This is a genomic window from Flavobacterium praedii (assembly GCF_026810365.1).
GTDB classification, from domain to species: domain Bacteria; phylum Bacteroidota; class Bacteroidia; order Flavobacteriales; family Flavobacteriaceae; genus Flavobacterium; species Flavobacterium praedii.
The window spans coordinates 598,705-616,465 of record NZ_CP113948.1 but is presented as its reverse complement, the minus strand read 5'-3'; the positions used below and the strand labels follow the sequence as shown (position 1 = coordinate 616,465).

Annotated in this window: 6 protein-coding genes and 1 other RNA gene; 4 read left to right on the top strand and 3 right to left on the bottom strand. The window is 33.7% G+C overall.

Annotation, left to right across the window (positions count from 1 at the left end):
* Positions 1-89: 89 nt before the first annotated feature.
* Entirely contained in the window at positions 90-2,168 is a 2,079-nt protein-coding gene (locus OYT91_RS02640) for a GEVED domain-containing protein (protein WP_281239393.1), read from the bottom strand.
* A 474-nt stretch (positions 2,169-2,642) separates the two neighbouring features.
* On the opposite strand from OYT91_RS02640, the gene ssrA reads away from it, so the two are divergent.
* The 4 genes from ssrA (at position 2,643) to OYT91_RS02620 (ending at position 6,329) form a co-directional block, all read left to right on the top strand.
* Positions 2,643-3,039, top strand: a transfer-messenger RNA (tmRNA) gene (ssrA, locus tag OYT91_RS02635).
* Positions 3,040-3,499: 460 nt separating this feature from the next.
* A complete protein-coding gene (locus OYT91_RS02630; RefSeq protein ID WP_281240358.1) occupies positions 3,500-4,618 on the top strand; it encodes an RHS repeat domain-containing protein in 1,119 nt (372 codons plus the stop codon).
* Between the two features lie 2 nt (positions 4,619-4,620).
* Positions 4,621-5,004 carry a hypothetical protein gene (locus OYT91_RS02625; RefSeq protein WP_281239392.1) on the top strand — a complete coding sequence of 128 codons (384 nt, stop codon included), beginning with the start codon at positions 4,621-4,623 and terminating at the stop codon, positions 5,002-5,004.
* A 278-nt stretch (positions 5,005-5,282) separates the two neighbouring features.
* On the top strand, positions 5,283-6,329 hold the full coding sequence (locus OYT91_RS02620; RefSeq protein WP_281239391.1) for a tyrosine-type recombinase/integrase: 1,047 nt from the start codon (positions 5,283-5,285) through the stop codon (positions 6,327-6,329).
* A 333-nt stretch (positions 6,330-6,662) separates the two neighbouring features.
* On the opposite strand, the gene OYT91_RS02615 is transcribed toward OYT91_RS02620, so the two are convergent.
* Together OYT91_RS02615 and OYT91_RS02610 are read right to left on the bottom strand one after the other, a co-directional pair.
* Positions 6,663-7,040: a hypothetical protein gene (locus tag OYT91_RS02615; protein WP_281239390.1), complete on the bottom strand. Its 378-nt coding sequence runs from the start codon at positions 7,038-7,040 to the stop codon at positions 6,663-6,665.
* Positions 7,015-17,748 (bottom strand): DUF6443 domain-containing protein, encoded by a 10,734-nt coding sequence (locus OYT91_RS02610; protein WP_281239389.1) that lies wholly within the window; start codon positions 17,746-17,748, stop codon positions 7,015-7,017. Before OYT91_RS02610 ends, OYT91_RS02615 begins: the two co-directional genes overlap by 26 nt.
* Positions 17,749-17,761: the final 13 nt, after the last annotated feature.

Here is a 17,761-nt window from a genome sequence, read left to right as displayed (position 1 = left end):
GATTTAAAATTTACATAAAATACAAAACCCTCCAAAAAATATATTTTGGAGGGTTTCTTTTAGCAGAATCTTGCAAAGTCAAAGATCAATTAATTGGCAATTATTAATTTAGTCGTTGAAACTTCATTGGATTTTATCACTTTTACAATGTATTGTCCACTTCTTAACCCAGCAGTATTGTTTCTGATTCGATTTTCGCCGGCAGTAGCATCAATTACAAAAGATTTCTCTTCTCTACCTTGAAGGTCGTATACTTTTACAGTTACTTTTTCATTTATATCATTACTAAACGAGATATTAAAATCTTCTCTAGCAGGATTTGGATAAATTCCGATTTTAGCTGGAAGTGTTTCAACTTCATCATTTGAATCGGCAATAATTTTACTCGATTGTGAGGCCATTTTTGCAGTTGCTGAAATATTCAAAGTGTAATCTTCTGTTTCTCCATAATTATAGGTTCCACAAGGAGAAGTAATAGAATTATAACTCACAATAACTCGCATTCTAACAGCTCCTGTAACTGCAGTAGATGGTACTGTAATACTTGGATTTAAAGTCGCGCTACTGAATATAGAATACACTTCCTCACCAGAATCGGTAAATAATCCATTGTTATTATAATCAATATATACTTTCCAGTACAGACTTCTAATAGCACTATAACCAGGAGTTAAGGTTAATGTTTTGGCAATACCTTTGGTAATTGCAGTTGATTGAGAAGTAAAATCGACATATCCACCATTTGCACTACTAAAATTATTTATAGTACCAAAGACTACTTTAGAAATCCATTCACTAGATGAACTATTTCCTTTGGATGCGCAATAACTTACCGCAGTACCTCCAGTTGTAGTAAATGTGGTTGTCCCAGCAGCAGAAGCGCCAGAAGTACAATTTCCAACAATTTCAACATTATAAATAGTCCCTAATGTAAGTCCTGAAAGAGGTACCGAAGTTGCAGTTGTATTGGTCAATGTTGTCCAAGTTGTTGCAGCAGCCGTTTTGTAACGAACAGTATAGTTTGTTGCAGTTGTTGCTGTCCAAGAAATTGTTGCACCTGTATTTGTAATTGCGCTTGTAGTTATTCCAGAAGGAGTTGCACAAGAAGACCCACTAGGCGGAGTTCCTCCAAGAGTTTCTGTCAAAGTTCCATTAACTACTTTAATATTTCCCCAGCTAGCATTGGAGCCTGAAGTTGTTATCCAATTATTTAAATCGAATGAAGTTGTACCAGTTGGATCACCTGCAATCTTAACAATCTTAACTCCTTTTCCGCTATTATTCCAAGTCAAAGGCGAACCAGAAGTTACCGTTTCAGGAGTTGAACTGGATTCCATTTGATAAAAATAAGCAAAGTGAGTAGTTGCAATAGCGAATACTTTGGCAATACCATTTTGATCAATACAAACTGCTGCATTTTCATATATTCCAATCCCTTTCGCGTTTAATCCAGCTCCTAGATCTTTCCACATTCTAGCCAAAAAAGAAGTTTGCCGCCCTCTTCGATCTGGATTGTCATAATGGGTATCAGTAATAACATTTGTCAAAATAGGATGACTTATAAAATCATTAACCCCAATTGTAACACCAGAATTATAAGGATTCGCAAGAGCATCTGCAGAAAGAACACTGGTTGTAGCCGCTGTATAGTAATATTTTCCTTGGACTGCACATCCAGCGCTTGATCCACCTACTGGAACTTTCTTGGTGTTGATTAAATAATTAATTGCATCTTCTACAGGAGTATCTTTCCAATATGAAATGTAATCAAATTGATTTCCTCCAGCAATAAATAACGCTTCTGCATTTCTAATTTTAATGGCAATTTCAGCAATACTTGCTTTTGCTCTTGTATCAATTAATATGGTTTCTACTGAGTTAAGTGTAACCCCCAATTGTGTATAAAAATAATCATTATGACCATTTGTACCTGTAGCACGAAGAACAACTACATCTCCTCCACCAGCTTTACCTAAGAACCAACGAAAAGCATTATCATTTGATTCTTTTCCACCATCCAGAAGAACTCCTCCAGTTGTTGTTGTCACTTTATCGGTAGTGCTACCTACTTTCCAGCTGGTGTATGTTTGTGCTTGAACACTTAATCCTAAACAAAAAACAAAAAAAGCCCGACAAAAATCTTTTTGAGCAAAATATTTTTTTTTCATAGTATTGTGGTTTTAGTTAAATTATTTTTACAATATTAATAAATAAAAAACGAATATGATTTTTTTATCTTAATTTTACAGTCAAATTAAATATTTTTATTATAAATATAAAAAATACCGATGAAATACATTTCTAAATACATTATAACTAGAATTAACATTTTTTTAATAATAAAATAACAATTGATTTTTTATATCATTTTTTATAAACAACCTTTATATACAAATAATTAACTATTTTTTTAAGTATTTTAAAACAATATAAACCTAAAAACATTACTTAAAAATCAAAACATAAAATAATAAATAGTTCATTTATAGAAAAATAGATTTTTTTTAATCTTACATGAGTTTTTAATTCCTAAAAGGATTTTACATTTTGTTTTTATTTCAGTAATATAACCAGTACCTTTGCAAAAAGTTTTTTTTTACAGATATTTACATTTCTGACTTATAAAGAATACTTAAAAAAATGGGGTCGACTGGTTTTGACAGCAAGTCGAATTGAAAAGTAAGCACGTCGAGAACTGGGACAATTCTCGTAAATAAAAGGTCTCAAACATTTTACACGGCGAAGGAAACTACGCTCTTGCTGCATAATCTGAATCATAGTAAGATTAGCCTCGTCCTACCAGGTAGGAAAGCAGGATTCATCTCGAAAGCTTTGGTTTATAGCGGTCGATAAAGATGAATCGTAAATTTAAACCTAGATTTCCATGAGCTTCGGGTGGATTTCGAAACTAAAGAAGATAAGCAAAGAGTGGTTGTTTCTGACCTAACTCCGAGACGAAAATTCATTCAGAGAATAAGCGTGTAGAAAGCTCTTTAGTTGCTTGTTTGGACCCGGGTTCGATTCCCGGCGATTCCACAAATCTAAATTCAATTAGAACTAAAAGCCTGTAAATCTTAGGATTACAGGCTTTTTTGTTTTTACCACTCTCCTAAACCATCGTTAAATCATAAGGATGCAAAATACATTTGAAAAGTACCAACAAAAAAAAACGATTTATTTTGCAACTGTTGGCGGAATAGAAAATGTGAATACTACTTAACTATTTGCAGGTTTATCGATTTAAAACGTTTCACTTATTTTGTAAACAGCAAGGATAGATGCTATGTAACTGCTTCATTTACAAAATCTATTTCTTGTAAGCAAAGCTTTGTAATAAAAGCGTCTCGTAAATTGCAGGTTAATGTGACAAAATTGATTCTTATACACAAATACCCCGCTCTTTTTTTGTAATTTTGAAAGACGAAAATTGCCTTAAACCGCATTTTTGACATACGTTCTTACATAGATCACCCCCTGTATTCATTGACCCAACTAACGACTGGATTACTATCCTTTTGGAATGCTAGTGCCGAACCCTGGAAAAGTGGTTACTCCTAATGATTACCGTTACGGATTCCAAGGGCAGGAAGAAGATGATGAGCTCAAAGGTGAAGGGAATTCGTTGAATTATACCTTTAGGATGCATGACCCAAGGATTGGTAGATTTTTTGCAAGAGACCCCCTAGCATCAAAGTATCCATTTTACTCGCCTTATCAATTTAGTGGAAATCGAGTAATAGATATGGTTGAATTAGAAGGCTTAGAACCTGCACCTCCACCAACAGCTGAAGGAGTGAGGGAAAATGCTGTCGACCAAAAGGCTGTAGCTAATAATGATTATGGTCCTTCAGATGTTGTTAAATCATGGTTTGACAATACCGAAAATAATAAATATTATAAAACGTGGGTTGGTCACGCTGTATCAGGAACTAACTCTTATGAATGGGTTGAAGAGGCAAATTATAAACAAATGATTATGCCAATAGCCATTGATTATGCAAAGTCTGAAGGTTGGAGTTTTGGGAAAGATTGGCAATCCGCTAAAGATTTAATTTGTAATCCTGGAGAGCCAAACAATATGATTTCTGGTGAAACCATGAATTTTTTGTCTTCACGAAATTTAGCAGGAGATTATACAGATTATTTAACTCAAATAGGTGCTCATGAGATAAATTCTGCCAATAAGGCTTTGGCTGGTTCAGCTTTTGGAGGAATAACTCCGATGGAGCTAGACTCTCCGTTTTTTGGGCTTGGATTGGGACTTAAAGGGTTTGCTACAGGAACGCAAGCGATAACCAAGTCGGGCATTAGGAATGTTGAAGCTCATCTAGCAACAATGGATTTTGATATGGGTAACGTGGTTATGATTCATAGATTGAAGAGAATTGAATCAGGACATATCAAAGCAACAATTATAGATATGAATTTTTATAAACATGAACTAATGGAGAAATCTTTCATTGCAAAAGGAATGAGTTATGATGCCGCACATGTAAAAACATTAGAAATTCAAGGGATAAAATATGAAAGTGGATTTACAAAATATTTATACACTGAGGAAGCTGATAAAGCTTCTCGTGGATTTGATATGTGGTCTGAAGGAATAAAAGGATGGTAATTATGGGTAAAAAAATAAAGGAATACTGGAGTTTCGAAGAAAATTCAAAATTAAAACCTTATCAATTAGGACAAGTTATTAATATACAGGAAGAATCTGCTAACTTAAAAAGGTCTACTGATGATGATTTTGATTATGAGTATATAGGTTGGGAAAAATTTCTATGGATTGTAACAATAAAAAACAGCATAATTGTTAGAATAGTTTACAAGAACAATTTCTCAATACCAAACTTTGATTTTTGGAATAATAATTATAATTTAATACATTCAAGTCTAATTAAAACTTGTAGACTAGTAGACGAAAGTTATTTAAAAGATAGAATGTGTGTAATCACAAGAGATGATTTTGTATCTCTAATAATTTTACAAAAAGGTAAAGATTAAAAAAAGGATGGCTCGGATATGTCGTTGGAACGATAGCGTAGATTTACCCCGATGGCTCGGATATGTCGTCGGAACGATAGCGGATTTGCAATCCCCGATGGCGCGGATATGTCGTCGGAACGATAGGCGGATTTGCAATCCGTGCCCACACAGTAAAGCCACACAGTTTATCTTTAAAATAAAAACAAAAAAACTACAGCCTTAAAAAAGTTGTAGTTTTTCTATTATGAAAATTTCCATTTCTCAACTAAAATTGTATTTTTGAGAAAAACCATTTCATGAAAAAGACGAGTCTTATAATTCCTTTGTTTAAGCAGTTTATAAAAGAAACCGAAACAGGGAAGCGTCTCAAAAAAAACGGTGAAAAGATAAAACTGGGTTCCATACAGAACTACTATTATGTAATGAACAATCTGATTCAATTTTCTAGTGATGCTAAATTTGAATTACGCATTTGTGATGCTTCCAAACTAGACAAACGCGAACTGCAATCTGAAAAAAGTTATTGGAAAAAATTCTACCAAAAATTCACTGAATTCTTATACAAAAAAGGATGTCATGACAATTATGTAGGAGCAAACATCAAAGTGATTCGAGTTTTTTTTAACTATCTAAAAAATGACAAAGACCTCTTTACAGGTGATTTTCAGCGATTGTTTTATGTTCGCAAAGAAGAAATTGAGATTTTCGTACTTTCCCCTGAACAGCTCAAGTTCTTAATTCACGACAAAGAGTTTGAAGCTTCCCTAATACCCAGCCACAGACGCATAAAGGATATTTTTGTTTTTGGCTGCACCACGGGATTACGATATTCTGATATTTTTTTGCTGACCAATAAAAATTTTGAACAAATGGAAGGTGAATGGTACTTGAAACTCAAATCCAAAAAAACAAAAACATTCAGTTTTATCAAGCTATCTGCGTATGCAGTTACCATTTTCCTTCGGTATCAATCTCAGGGCAATAAGGCAACTCTCTTTGGTAATACCAGTTTGTTCAATTTTAATAAAAGTTTAAAACAAATAGGTGAACAGGCAGGTTATACCACTCCTATTGAAATTTCTCGGGAAAAACAGGGCAAAACACAGCGCCTTACCAAAAAGACAGACACATCCAAAAACCGATTTTGTGATAAAATGAGTTCTCACATGATGCGTAGAACCGCTATAACAACCTTATTAATTTTGGGAATGCCGGAACATCTTGTTCGTAAAATAAGCGGACACAGTAGTGCCAGTACTTCTTTTAATCGATACGTACATTATGCGCAAGCATACATGGATAAGGAAATCGAAAAAGTACACAGTAAGTTGGAGAGTTACTAAATTAAAAACTACAACCAGAAAATAAATACCAGTTGCAGTTTTTTATAATTGCAAATACCCGGCTTCTTTTCACGAGCGGGGCTAAAAATCCATGATAAGCAGAATCCAAAAGCCTGTTATGTGGCTGAAAGCTTTATAAAGAGTGCATAAAAAAAGAAAAAACCTAATACCAGAATCAAATCCAGTATTAGGTTTTATTTATATTACTGCTTTATTTCAATAGAATAATTCTCTCCTCTTTAAAACAATTCTATAAATGGAACGCTTTTTATAAAAAAATTGTGTTAAGAGCAAGACATTTACACAACAGCTATGCTTTCCGTAGTCGTGGAGTCACTGCTGTTTTTTTAGCTCTTTTCTTAATGAAAATAATAAAATTATAAGGGACACCCCAGATATCACTAAAAAATTACTTGGAATATGTTTAGGTTTACCCATTACCCCTAAAAAATAGATAATACCATTTAAAAATGATAAAAAGGCATAAAATTTTTCATTTATTTTTACCAAATAAAAGCACAAAACTATACAAATCAATGAAAAAGGCCAAACAAACACTATCAAACGTAAACCATCAGCATTAAATGTATAATTGAGCTGACTCAAATATTCTACAAGAAATTTTATGCCAATAATAATATTTAAAATAACAAGGGCTTTCAAAACAATTATTTTCTTCATAGCATTACTTAATTGTTGGTATCTTTCCATTATCTATATCTTTCTTTAAAATCTCAGGAAATATGTCGTCAAAAGAATGTGCCCCCATACCATCAGTAGTAGTTATTACATCGCCTGAGTTAGGCTCAGTTCTTTTTACTTGAAAATATTTATTTACATCTAATTTTATATTCTTTGTTTTGGGATTTTTAAATGTTCTTTCAAAATTAGCATCACCATCAACATTTCCAAATATATTTGCTCCTGTTTCTTGCACAAAATCTAAACTATTATATAAATGTATATGACTATTAATCATACTACTCCATTTTTCTGGGTTCTCATAAGAATTCTTCGCATTATCAGCGGGCGTTGAAACAGTTATGAGGTTTATCTTTACATTTTGCCATCCCTTTGCATCCAAAGCAGCTCTTAAGATAGGAATTGCTTGAATAGCAACATTTCCACCATGACTATGTCCTATCATAGTAATAGCTTCTTCTCCATTTGCGGAAATCATAATATGGTCTACTAAATCCTGTGCCGCCTTATGTCGGTCTGTACTATTATTAAATAATCCATTACCTATACCCAACTTTCCTCCCCATTCAAAAGAGGCATCAAATGACTTGTTAGGTGTTAATCTCAACAATTGATTTGTATTTTCCCTACTTTGATGATTGTCATTATTATTTATCCATCTACTGTTATCACTCGCTGTACCATGAATAAAGTATGCTTCTTTACCTTCCAATTCTACGGCATCAATAACACGATTTTCACTAAATGCATACGGACTATTCCATGTATAAGACTTCTCAAGCGGGTCAGTTGCAAAAAACCTTCCCACCCTCGGGTCGTGCATTCTAAAGGTATAATTCAACGAATTTCCTTCACCTTTCAGCTCATCATCCTGTTCTTGGGACTGGAACCCATAGCGATATCCGTTAGAAAGAGTAGTCCCATGCCTGTTAGGTACAAGCATTCCAAAAGGATAGTAATCTGAGTAACTAAGAACGTCAGGAGTAAGTCCGCCATTTGCATCTACTAGAGAACGATCTGAAATCACAGAAAGCACGTTTCCTAAATGGTTAGAAAGCTCATAACGTTTGTCTCCTACAAAACGATAATACTCTTTAGGTACACCAATTGCGGCTACTGTTCCTAATCCTTGATCCAAGCCTTCACAAAGATCTCCCACACCATTTTTATTAACATCGGCTTGATCTGGGTTATTAATCGTTAAACAGTTGTCACAAACATCACCAATTCCATCTTTATCTACATCGCTTTGATCAAAGTTAGCGTTTAATTTGCAATTATCACAACTTAAATCGCCTGCTTTATCACCATCACCAATTCCGTCATGATCTGCATCCACCTGCAATGGATTAGGATATTTACAGTTGTCGCATACATCACCTACTCCATCTCCATCGGTATCTTTTTGATCTGGATTATACGTAGTTGGGCAATTATCAACTGAATCTTTAAATCCGTCCAAATCTTTATCACCTGCTGCAGAACCGCAATAGGTTTTTGCATATTGCACAGTTCCTAATGCCATTTCTATTCCTGTAGTGGCTTTAGTTTTTGTACCAGATCCTTCATCAAACAAGAAGTTATTCACTTTAATATCTTCTGGGTCTTCTCCATTATCAACAGTATATGAGAAATCACACATTTCATTCTTTAATGCTGAATGCTTAATTTTCACACCTGGTCTATACTCAATTTCAGTAGAACCTAATGTGTTAGGAGGTGTATTAATTTTTAAATCCCCAGAACCACTTCTCATTCCTTTATTTTCTTCACCATTTAAAACAACTTTAAATTCAGATTTGGTAGAATAAACGTTACCATTTAAAGTAATATCAACAATATAGTTTGTACGGTTCGAATTTAACTTAATTTCAGCTTTAAAATCCCATTCATTTTCTGGTATTGCTATAGTTTGAGGGGCAATTAAATACTTTGTCTCAACTTGATTACTTCTAAAAGAATAGCGTCTATTTCCAGAATTGTTCTTATAACTATTATGATTACGAAGGTATTTTGTTAAAGTTATAATTGGAACATAAGCATTACCTACTTTTTTTACAGTTAACAAAACGGAACTTCTATACGAAACAGAACGATCGCCTGGAAAAGACCCTTCAACTGAAGCACCATGTAATGCAGCTACCATATTCTCAGTAGTACTAGGATCTATCTTAAAATGAGCATTTAATGTAATAGACTCCGTTTTTGCTGTTTTATTATCAAACAAATTTAAAATGTTCTTTGAATCTGGATTCCATGAAGCATTATCAGTATCCGAAGCGAACTTCAAACCTGAAATTTCAGTTGACGCAGTAGCTTCTTTGCTTGAAATACTTCGTGCCGTTGAGGCATTTAATTCCTCTGCATTTTTAGCAAATGCGGCAAAAGTGTCTTTCGTGATTACTTTACGGCCTTGTTCGATACCCAAACGACTACTGCCGTATATCTCTTGTTCAACAAGAGTATAAGTTGTTGGTTGCCCTTTTGGCGTTTCCATCTCGTAAGTACTCAAAACATTACCTTGAGCATCACGTTCATAATAGGTGATTTTTGTATTGGTAGGAGTAGCTACTTTTTTAGCCGTTCTGTTTCCTAAACCATCATATTCAAAACTAATAACTACCCCATTGCTTTTGGTAACTTTATTTACTTTACCATCAACACGCCAGTCAATCTTATTTAACCCTTCTTTTTCATCTTTAATCAATTGTCCTATTTCATCATAAGTATATTTATTAAGACCTTCAATATCATTTGCAAAATCCCCAGAATTTGTTAATACATCATTTACGCTGACCAGTTTATTATTTGTTATTTGTCCTTTTGCATCTTTAGCGTAAGTATATTTCAAATCATCCATTGCTGAAATAGCAAGTTTGTTATTTAAACCAGATCGAGTAAGATTTACCAAGTTACCATTCCTGTCATAAGAATAACTCGAACCATAAGAATCCTTTCCGGCAGTAATTCCGCTTGCAGAATTAAAACTTAAACTTGACATTCCTTTAATACGGTTCAACTGATCGTAAGAATAACGATTAAACTGCGTAGGAACTGGCATTTGAGTAACATCTAACAATGATGTAACCATCTCTTTGATGTTTCCATTGTATAAGTTTGCATTACCTTCATTTTTTCCTTCTTTGCTAAGACTAAATACATTGGCTGTATTCAAAGCAGTAATTCTGGATTTATAATCTCCTGTATAATAATTCAAGGCAAAACCAAAGGCATCTTTAGCCACATTCAATCCATCTTTACCAGCATCATAATTGGTGTTCAATTGCTCTGAATTAACCCCTTTGAGCCAACCTTGCAAGGTGTAAATATAATCGAGTCCTTGTACTTTCTTGTCTCCAATTTCTACACGCGCCAATGGTCCATGATCATAATACAAATAATTGGCTTCTTTTTCCCAGATTATATTGTCTTTACTGGTGTAAACCTGATTAATTCTATTATCGGCATCATACTCATATCGGTGTATAAACTGATCCGTTTTTGCAGGCTGATAGGTTACCTTATTTACGTTTCCGCTTATTAAATCATAATCATATACAATTTTCTTAACTTCTTGATTGAGTTTTAAAGCAATAAGGTCTTTACTATTGGTATGATGTAACATTTCTTTTACATTTCCATGCACATCATAATCGTATAAAATCGCATTATCATAAGCAGACATAAGTGTCTTACTGGTCATTGCTGAAAAATACATCACTGCCGTAACCCTTTTTTGGTTGTTATCGGATCCATAAGAGCTAAACCAACTCGTTGTATTGGCCAAAGGCGTATCATAAAGCGTTTTGGTAACTTGCTGGGTATCTTTTCCAATATTATATGGAAATTTATCTGCAATAGCATCAACTGGAACTTCTTTGGCATTAACTGGAACAGGCACAACATTACCATATACTAACCTTCCATTATCATTAATACTTACGGCTGTAGTTGCTTTTATCTGACCCGCTTCGGTAATTCGTCCTAATTCATCATAACGGGTATAACTGAATTGAGTACCTGCTTTTTGTTTTGCATTTTGAGACATTACAATTCTACCCAAAGCATCATAAGCAAATTGCGTTTCTCCGCCATCTGGCGTTTTTTGCCATACCAATTGATTCAACGAATTGTAACGGTATTGTGTCTGCAAAGTATTTGCTGGAACAACGGCAACCCCATCAACTAAAGTTAAATCCTCTTTCTCCGTATTATTTGCACGAACAGTATTTATAGTTGTATTGGAGTTGGGAGTCAATCTGTGAACTCCTTCCGGTGGTACAGTTTGAATTAAATTACCCGCTTGATCATAATAATACAAAGTATATTGATACTCTTTGTCTAAAGCCGTTTCGGTCAACGTTTCAGTTATCCCTTCTAGAGCTTCTTTCAAATAATTTTGAATGAATTCTTCTTTTTTATTTGCATAAAATGAATCTTCCAATTGTTGTTTATTGGATGCTTTTACCGAAGCTGCAAATAACTCACAAGGAGTTAAAGTACTAGGATTTTCAACTTCTAAACTAAAAGTTGGAACCATTGCACCTGGAACACATTCTTTATTGTCTAAAACATATTTATCTGCAAATTGTGGCCAAGTCAAAGCTTCTACTGTTGGTGTTTTGGTTTGAGCCTCTAAATAATTGAAATAATAATTAACTACCAATTGAGTCTTACTGTTTCCATAATGCAACTTAGTAGAACCAAATTCGCTAATGGTTAAATACAATGGATTTTTAACACTTGATATACCAAACTTATTCAAATAATAATTATACTCATCGCTGATGTATCCATAATTAGCTTCACAGAAAAAGATTCCGTCTTTTGCTAAATTATCTGGAATTTCAAAATCAGGAACCTGTGCTTTCATATTTAACTTAAAAGCTGCCCATTTATCACCGCATACAATAGGAGCTACTGTCGGCGGAATACAAATATCGGAACAACTAGAAGTTGGAGTTGCAGTTGGAATAGCGTCACGCATGGTAAGTAACTTCCCAGAAGCCGATTTTTTGCTCATGAAAGAAGATGGGGAAGTATTATTGTTGTAATCAATTTTTCCATCTTGTGAAATAGCAACATAAATATCACCAGATCCAGCCAAAGCATTCTTAGCTGTTAATTTTGGAGGATAAACTTCCGAGGCAAATTGACAGTAAGGTACTGCTATAGCTCTTGCTTCGTATTTGGTTATTTCTACAAAGGTATAATGAGATATTGCGCTACCGGTCTGATTCACAATTTTACCCTGGTTATCCGTAAAATTAATAACAAAACTCATCGGGCTTACTACATCAATATAATTAATGTTTTTAGCGTTCTTTAAATTTACATCATAAAAATTGATGAAGTTTTTATTGTTCACACTTCCCGAATTTTCATCAAAAGTGATACTTAACAAACCATTCTCTATAACAACAGAATAACGATCCATTACAACGCTTTTCAAATTATTCACTCTATAACGAGTTCTTTCAGCCTGAAAATGAGAAGCTAATCTAGATTGGTCTACAAAATTTTTAACTGGTGAATAGTCTGAGATATTTCCTGCTTTATAAAAATCCCCATCATCATTTATAGTGTAATTAAAATTACCCAACATATCATTTAGAATATCCTTTACTCGATCCTCATAAGCAAGCTCTTCATTAGCTACTACATCACAGGAAGTGATACGCGTGTATGGTGGATTTGCTACACAAGGTTCATTATTAGGATTTGGAATGGTAGGGCAGGTATCGCACAAATCAAAAATACCGTCACCATCCGTATCAATTGTACCGCAATTTCCCGGACCACCTGGACCACCTGGGCCACATAAATCTCCATATCCATCTCCATTATAATCGGTTTCACCACAAGGTGAACAACAGGTGAAATACAATGGCATATTACCACTACCCGATCTAATTATACCCGTGATTTGGCTATTTCTAAAAAAATTGGTTTTAATTCTTACACTTAGTAAAGTACTTTTATTCCCTGAATCTAAACCATTAATAAATACACTTTTTATTACATCTCTTCCTAAACTGTATGATCCAAGATTAACAGAAACGCGTTTTACATCATTTACACTAATGTCAACTCCTTCAACAGTGTTATGCCATTTTACGATATCACCTTGTTTGATTCCAAAATATTCATACAAATATCCATTTACAAAAGTATCGTCATTTGAAATATTTAAATCTGCACTTTTCAAAGTAGCATTGGCTTGTAAGTGAAGTACTAATTTATTGAATGCATCACTGAATTTTTGTTTTTTATCACATGGAGCAATTATGAGTGACGAACAGTCTGAAACATTTGCTTTTGTGATTCCATCAACAAGTATTTCTTCTGGAGTAGTGCAACTTGACACGCTACCTTTCCTATTTATAATTGCAACAATACGAAATCTATATGTTTTAGAAGTACTGTTGTAAAAACCTGGCACTGCATAGAAGTTTTTAAATCCTGTAATATCTTCCCATTTTGGAGCTGTTACATTTACACCGCAAGGATTTTGATAATTTGATAAATTCTTAGCAAAACTTAATTCTATTGGACTGGAAACATCATTTCCATCCTGAGTAAAAACAATATTTAGTTTACCCCCAACTTCACGTGCTGTAATTTTCGGAATATTTGCGGATGCCTCCAAATTAAACCCAGGATTTAATTGAGCATTAAATATACTTGAAGTTAAAAAAGGCATACTTGAAGTATTAAAACCATTAATTAACAACCCTTTATCTTGAATAGTAGTATCTACCAGTCCTTTTAGGAAATTTTCCAAATCAAATGCTATTGGACATCTTCCTGTTTCAATATACATTTTAGATTCTATACTTGCTTTAGTTTCGGCCAAGAATTCCATGTCACCAATAGAGGAATCATATCCATAATCTGCAGGCACAAATCGTTTTACTTTATCCTTATACAAACCTGATGTCACATTTGAGCAAGCCAATTCAATTCCTGTGCTTGCAGGAATAGTAGATAGCATAGTTGGATTCTCAGGAATCAAATCAATAAGTGCTGTTAGTCTCTCAAAATTATTTGGAGAACCTACCGCTATATATTTTTTGAATAAGGTAACATAAGTATCTTTACTCTCTGCGTTCCCAATACAATCATTATAATTATTGTTTTTACTGGCGTAAATATGAGCAAAAACAGTACGGGTTTTTTCTTTTAAAGCGGTATAATAGGATCTAAAATTAGACCATATTCTTTGTTTTGTATTTAAATCGGCACTGTTTCCATCCTGCCCAAGTTGGTTAATTATATCTAACAATTGAGCATTGGTGGCATTAGAAAAAGCAACATACGAGGATTGTGGTGCAATTCCATTAGAGAAAACACCAAAATAATAAGCCGCTTGCAACATATTTAGTTTTTTACCTGATGGCAAAGCCATACCATCAAAATTCACTTCTAATGCTTCTTTCATTAAAGCTTTTCGAACATTATAATCATCAACGGTTTCTTTATCGTTTTTAGAATTATAAAAGGGGTCGCCAGTGTTATTGTTACTATTAATACTTAGCAATTGAGCTATTGTACCTGTACTACTAAAGATAGTGTTGTCAATCTGTTTTTTATCAGCATCATAAAACTCTTTATTACGCAATTGGTCATCAAATCCATCAGAATTTAACCCATCCTCATTTGTTTTAGTACACAAATTTGAATTATAAATATAATATTGATATTCTGGATGGTACTGCACTAATGAGTTGGCCCAACTGGTTTTCCAAATAGCAATAAATTGAGCAACATCTCTCAAATATTTTGGCTGAACCAGATAATCATTAACATCATCACTTTCGGGATCACGATCCAATGCCTTCAAGATAACGCCATCCAAAGCTGGTTCGTAAATATTTAATTCTGGGTGTTCAAGATTTTCGCTAATTAGTTTAACTCTAATTTTTGAAACTGAACCATCTTCTTCTTTATAAGATCCACCAAATGGTTTTTTCCAATTGTAGTTAGAAATATTCTCTGTTACATTAAGACCTGTATCATCATCTTTATAGGTATTTGTCGTATAACCACCGTACAATAATTGATTGTTCTCATTAAAAAGACTTAAGGGATCAATAATTTTTGCTGAAGGAGTATCTTCGTTTTCATCATCTGTTTCAATTCCATCTACAGAACCATACTGACCATGCGGGCTAACATCTCCTAACAACATGTCCAAATTAAGGTCACATACATTTATTGGTTGCTCACATAAATCCCTACAACCTGTAAGCAAACTTCTGAATTGAGCTTTGAAACGTTTTTCATAATCTGGTCGCTCTGAATTTTCAAGTTCAAGAACCGTCAGCATATTTTTTTCAACATAATTCGCTTCCGCTTTAACTATATAAGATTCTCTTGCAGCAACATTACCAAGTTTATTTGGCTCTGCAGAAAGTAACAATTGAAAAGCTGTAAACTCTTCTGTAGTTAAATTTTCACGTACTAATGATTCTTCACAACTTTTACAGGTTATGTTACAATCGGTCACAGTAATTTCAGCCTCTAATGAAGAGAGATCTGGCAAACATTTTGTACTCTTTTTTAATTCTGAGATATAATCCTCTGCATATTCATCTAAAACATCATGGTCTATGCGAAGATCTTTACTCAAAGGATAGGAACCAACCTTCAAAAAATTTGCTCCATCTTTTGCATTAAAGACTATATTCTTAAAACTTAATTCAGCTGCGTTAGTGCCATTTAAACTAGAAGCACCAATTTTTGAACTTAATGGATTATTACCTGTAAGCAATTCCAAAGCACAATCATTTTTCAAACTAATAGTCCAGTCATATACAAAAGGATAAAACTTAGTATTTAAACAGGCATCCGCATAGGAACCTTTGGTTTTAACAAAAGAATACTCAAATTTAATATCTCCTTCTTTGACTACAGTAATCGGAGTACTCAATTTAATTCCATCTTCAACAACACCATTCTCACCAGACACATATTTATCGTTATTTGACAAAAGGTCAGTGGTGGTCATAATATGCAAGCTTTGATTTTTCTCATCATCAAGTGAAACCAAATTACCTTTATTATCGCCTGCAAGAGCCGTTGCAACAGTTCTTCCTTGCGGATCCAAATAACTCACACTCACTTGCCCGTTAGGATCAATAACTGTATTCTTTTTGTAATGAGAATAATCCCCAACTTTATAACCAAAAAGACGGTTTAACTCTTCTTGTTTGGGATGGCCATAAAAATACTGCATTTCATGTCCTGAACCTATTTGATGGTCAGGTCCTACCCCTCCTTTACTTTTAATTCTTCCCGTATTATCAGGAGTGTAGACTACTTGAGAAAAAGGATAACCAATAGCATCTGGGACAAAATCCTGATGATTTTTCAATGGATCATTATTTGGCGAATAATATTTACCAGCTCCAGCTTTATTGGACATTTTAGGAACAGGAATTGGGTCACAATCTTTTACACTAGCATTATCCCAATCAAAATCTTTATGAGAATATAACGATCCTGCTTCATTGGTATTTAAATCATTATAAAAACGTATTCCAGATGACTCAATTGGTGTTGGCAGTACTTCTATAGCAGCTCTACCCTGAGTATCATATATTACCTCTCCAACAATTGCTTTATTGTTTGAATTTACTTTGGTTACTGTTTGACGATTGCGTAAAGAACCATCAAAATAACTTACCACTTCTTTTTTCTTACCGTCTTCGGCAAAAGAAGCTTGATACTGCCAGTTTTTCAAACCTGACTCATGAGCTTGGTTAATCTCTACACTATACGGCCAATCACTAACTAGCTTGTATTTATCTGCTATCCCTGAAGACCAAACTCCATAATAATTCTTTGAAGTGTTGTCCAGGAATCGTCCAACTGGTCTAATTCTATAAACCAAATAACCATTTGAAAACACTAAAGGAATTCTATAGGTAAGGTCTTTAGTTTGTATTCTCGTACTGTTTAATTTAAAATCCTGCTCGGTTAAAGCAATTTCATTGGGCAATAATTTACCGCCGTCTTTTTTATAATTATCAATCCAAGTCCATTCCAACTCATACTCCACTGCAGGAGCTTTGGTGTCTTTTGTCCAATTAATTACTAATTCCTCTGCTCCATCGCTGACTTTAGATACTACAATCTCATTAGTACCATTATATTTAACCAATTTATAACTTATAGGCAATACAGATGAATTTGAACCACTTAATTGTAAATTATAATAGCGCTCTGTATTGAATTTTAAAGTTAAATCAGTTGCCAAGTCAGCTACGGATTTAGAATAAGTTATTGCTGCAACAGTAACTTTTGCTTTATGAATTCCTGGAAGTCTATAGACAACATAATCATTAAGCTCAAGACCTTTTGTACTATTATTATGTTCTATTGTTAATGAAACCGATTTTGAACCTAAGCTATTTCCGCTAATATCGTATGAAATTATATCTAATTGTATTGTACAAGTATAAATAACATTATAACTAGGCGTTTTTTTGTCCAGATCATTAAAACCAAAATGAATGGTTACAGCTGGATTAATAGAACTAAAAATATTATGATTATTTAAATCCCCAAATTTAGAATCAATGACTTCCAAAGATGCTCCAACTTTTAAATTGTTTCCAGATTTAGAATCAATTACAGGTTCTTCATTCTGTCCAAAGGCAAACAATGAAAAAAATGTAAATACAAATACTATTATACTTTTATTGATATACATATATCTATTTTTT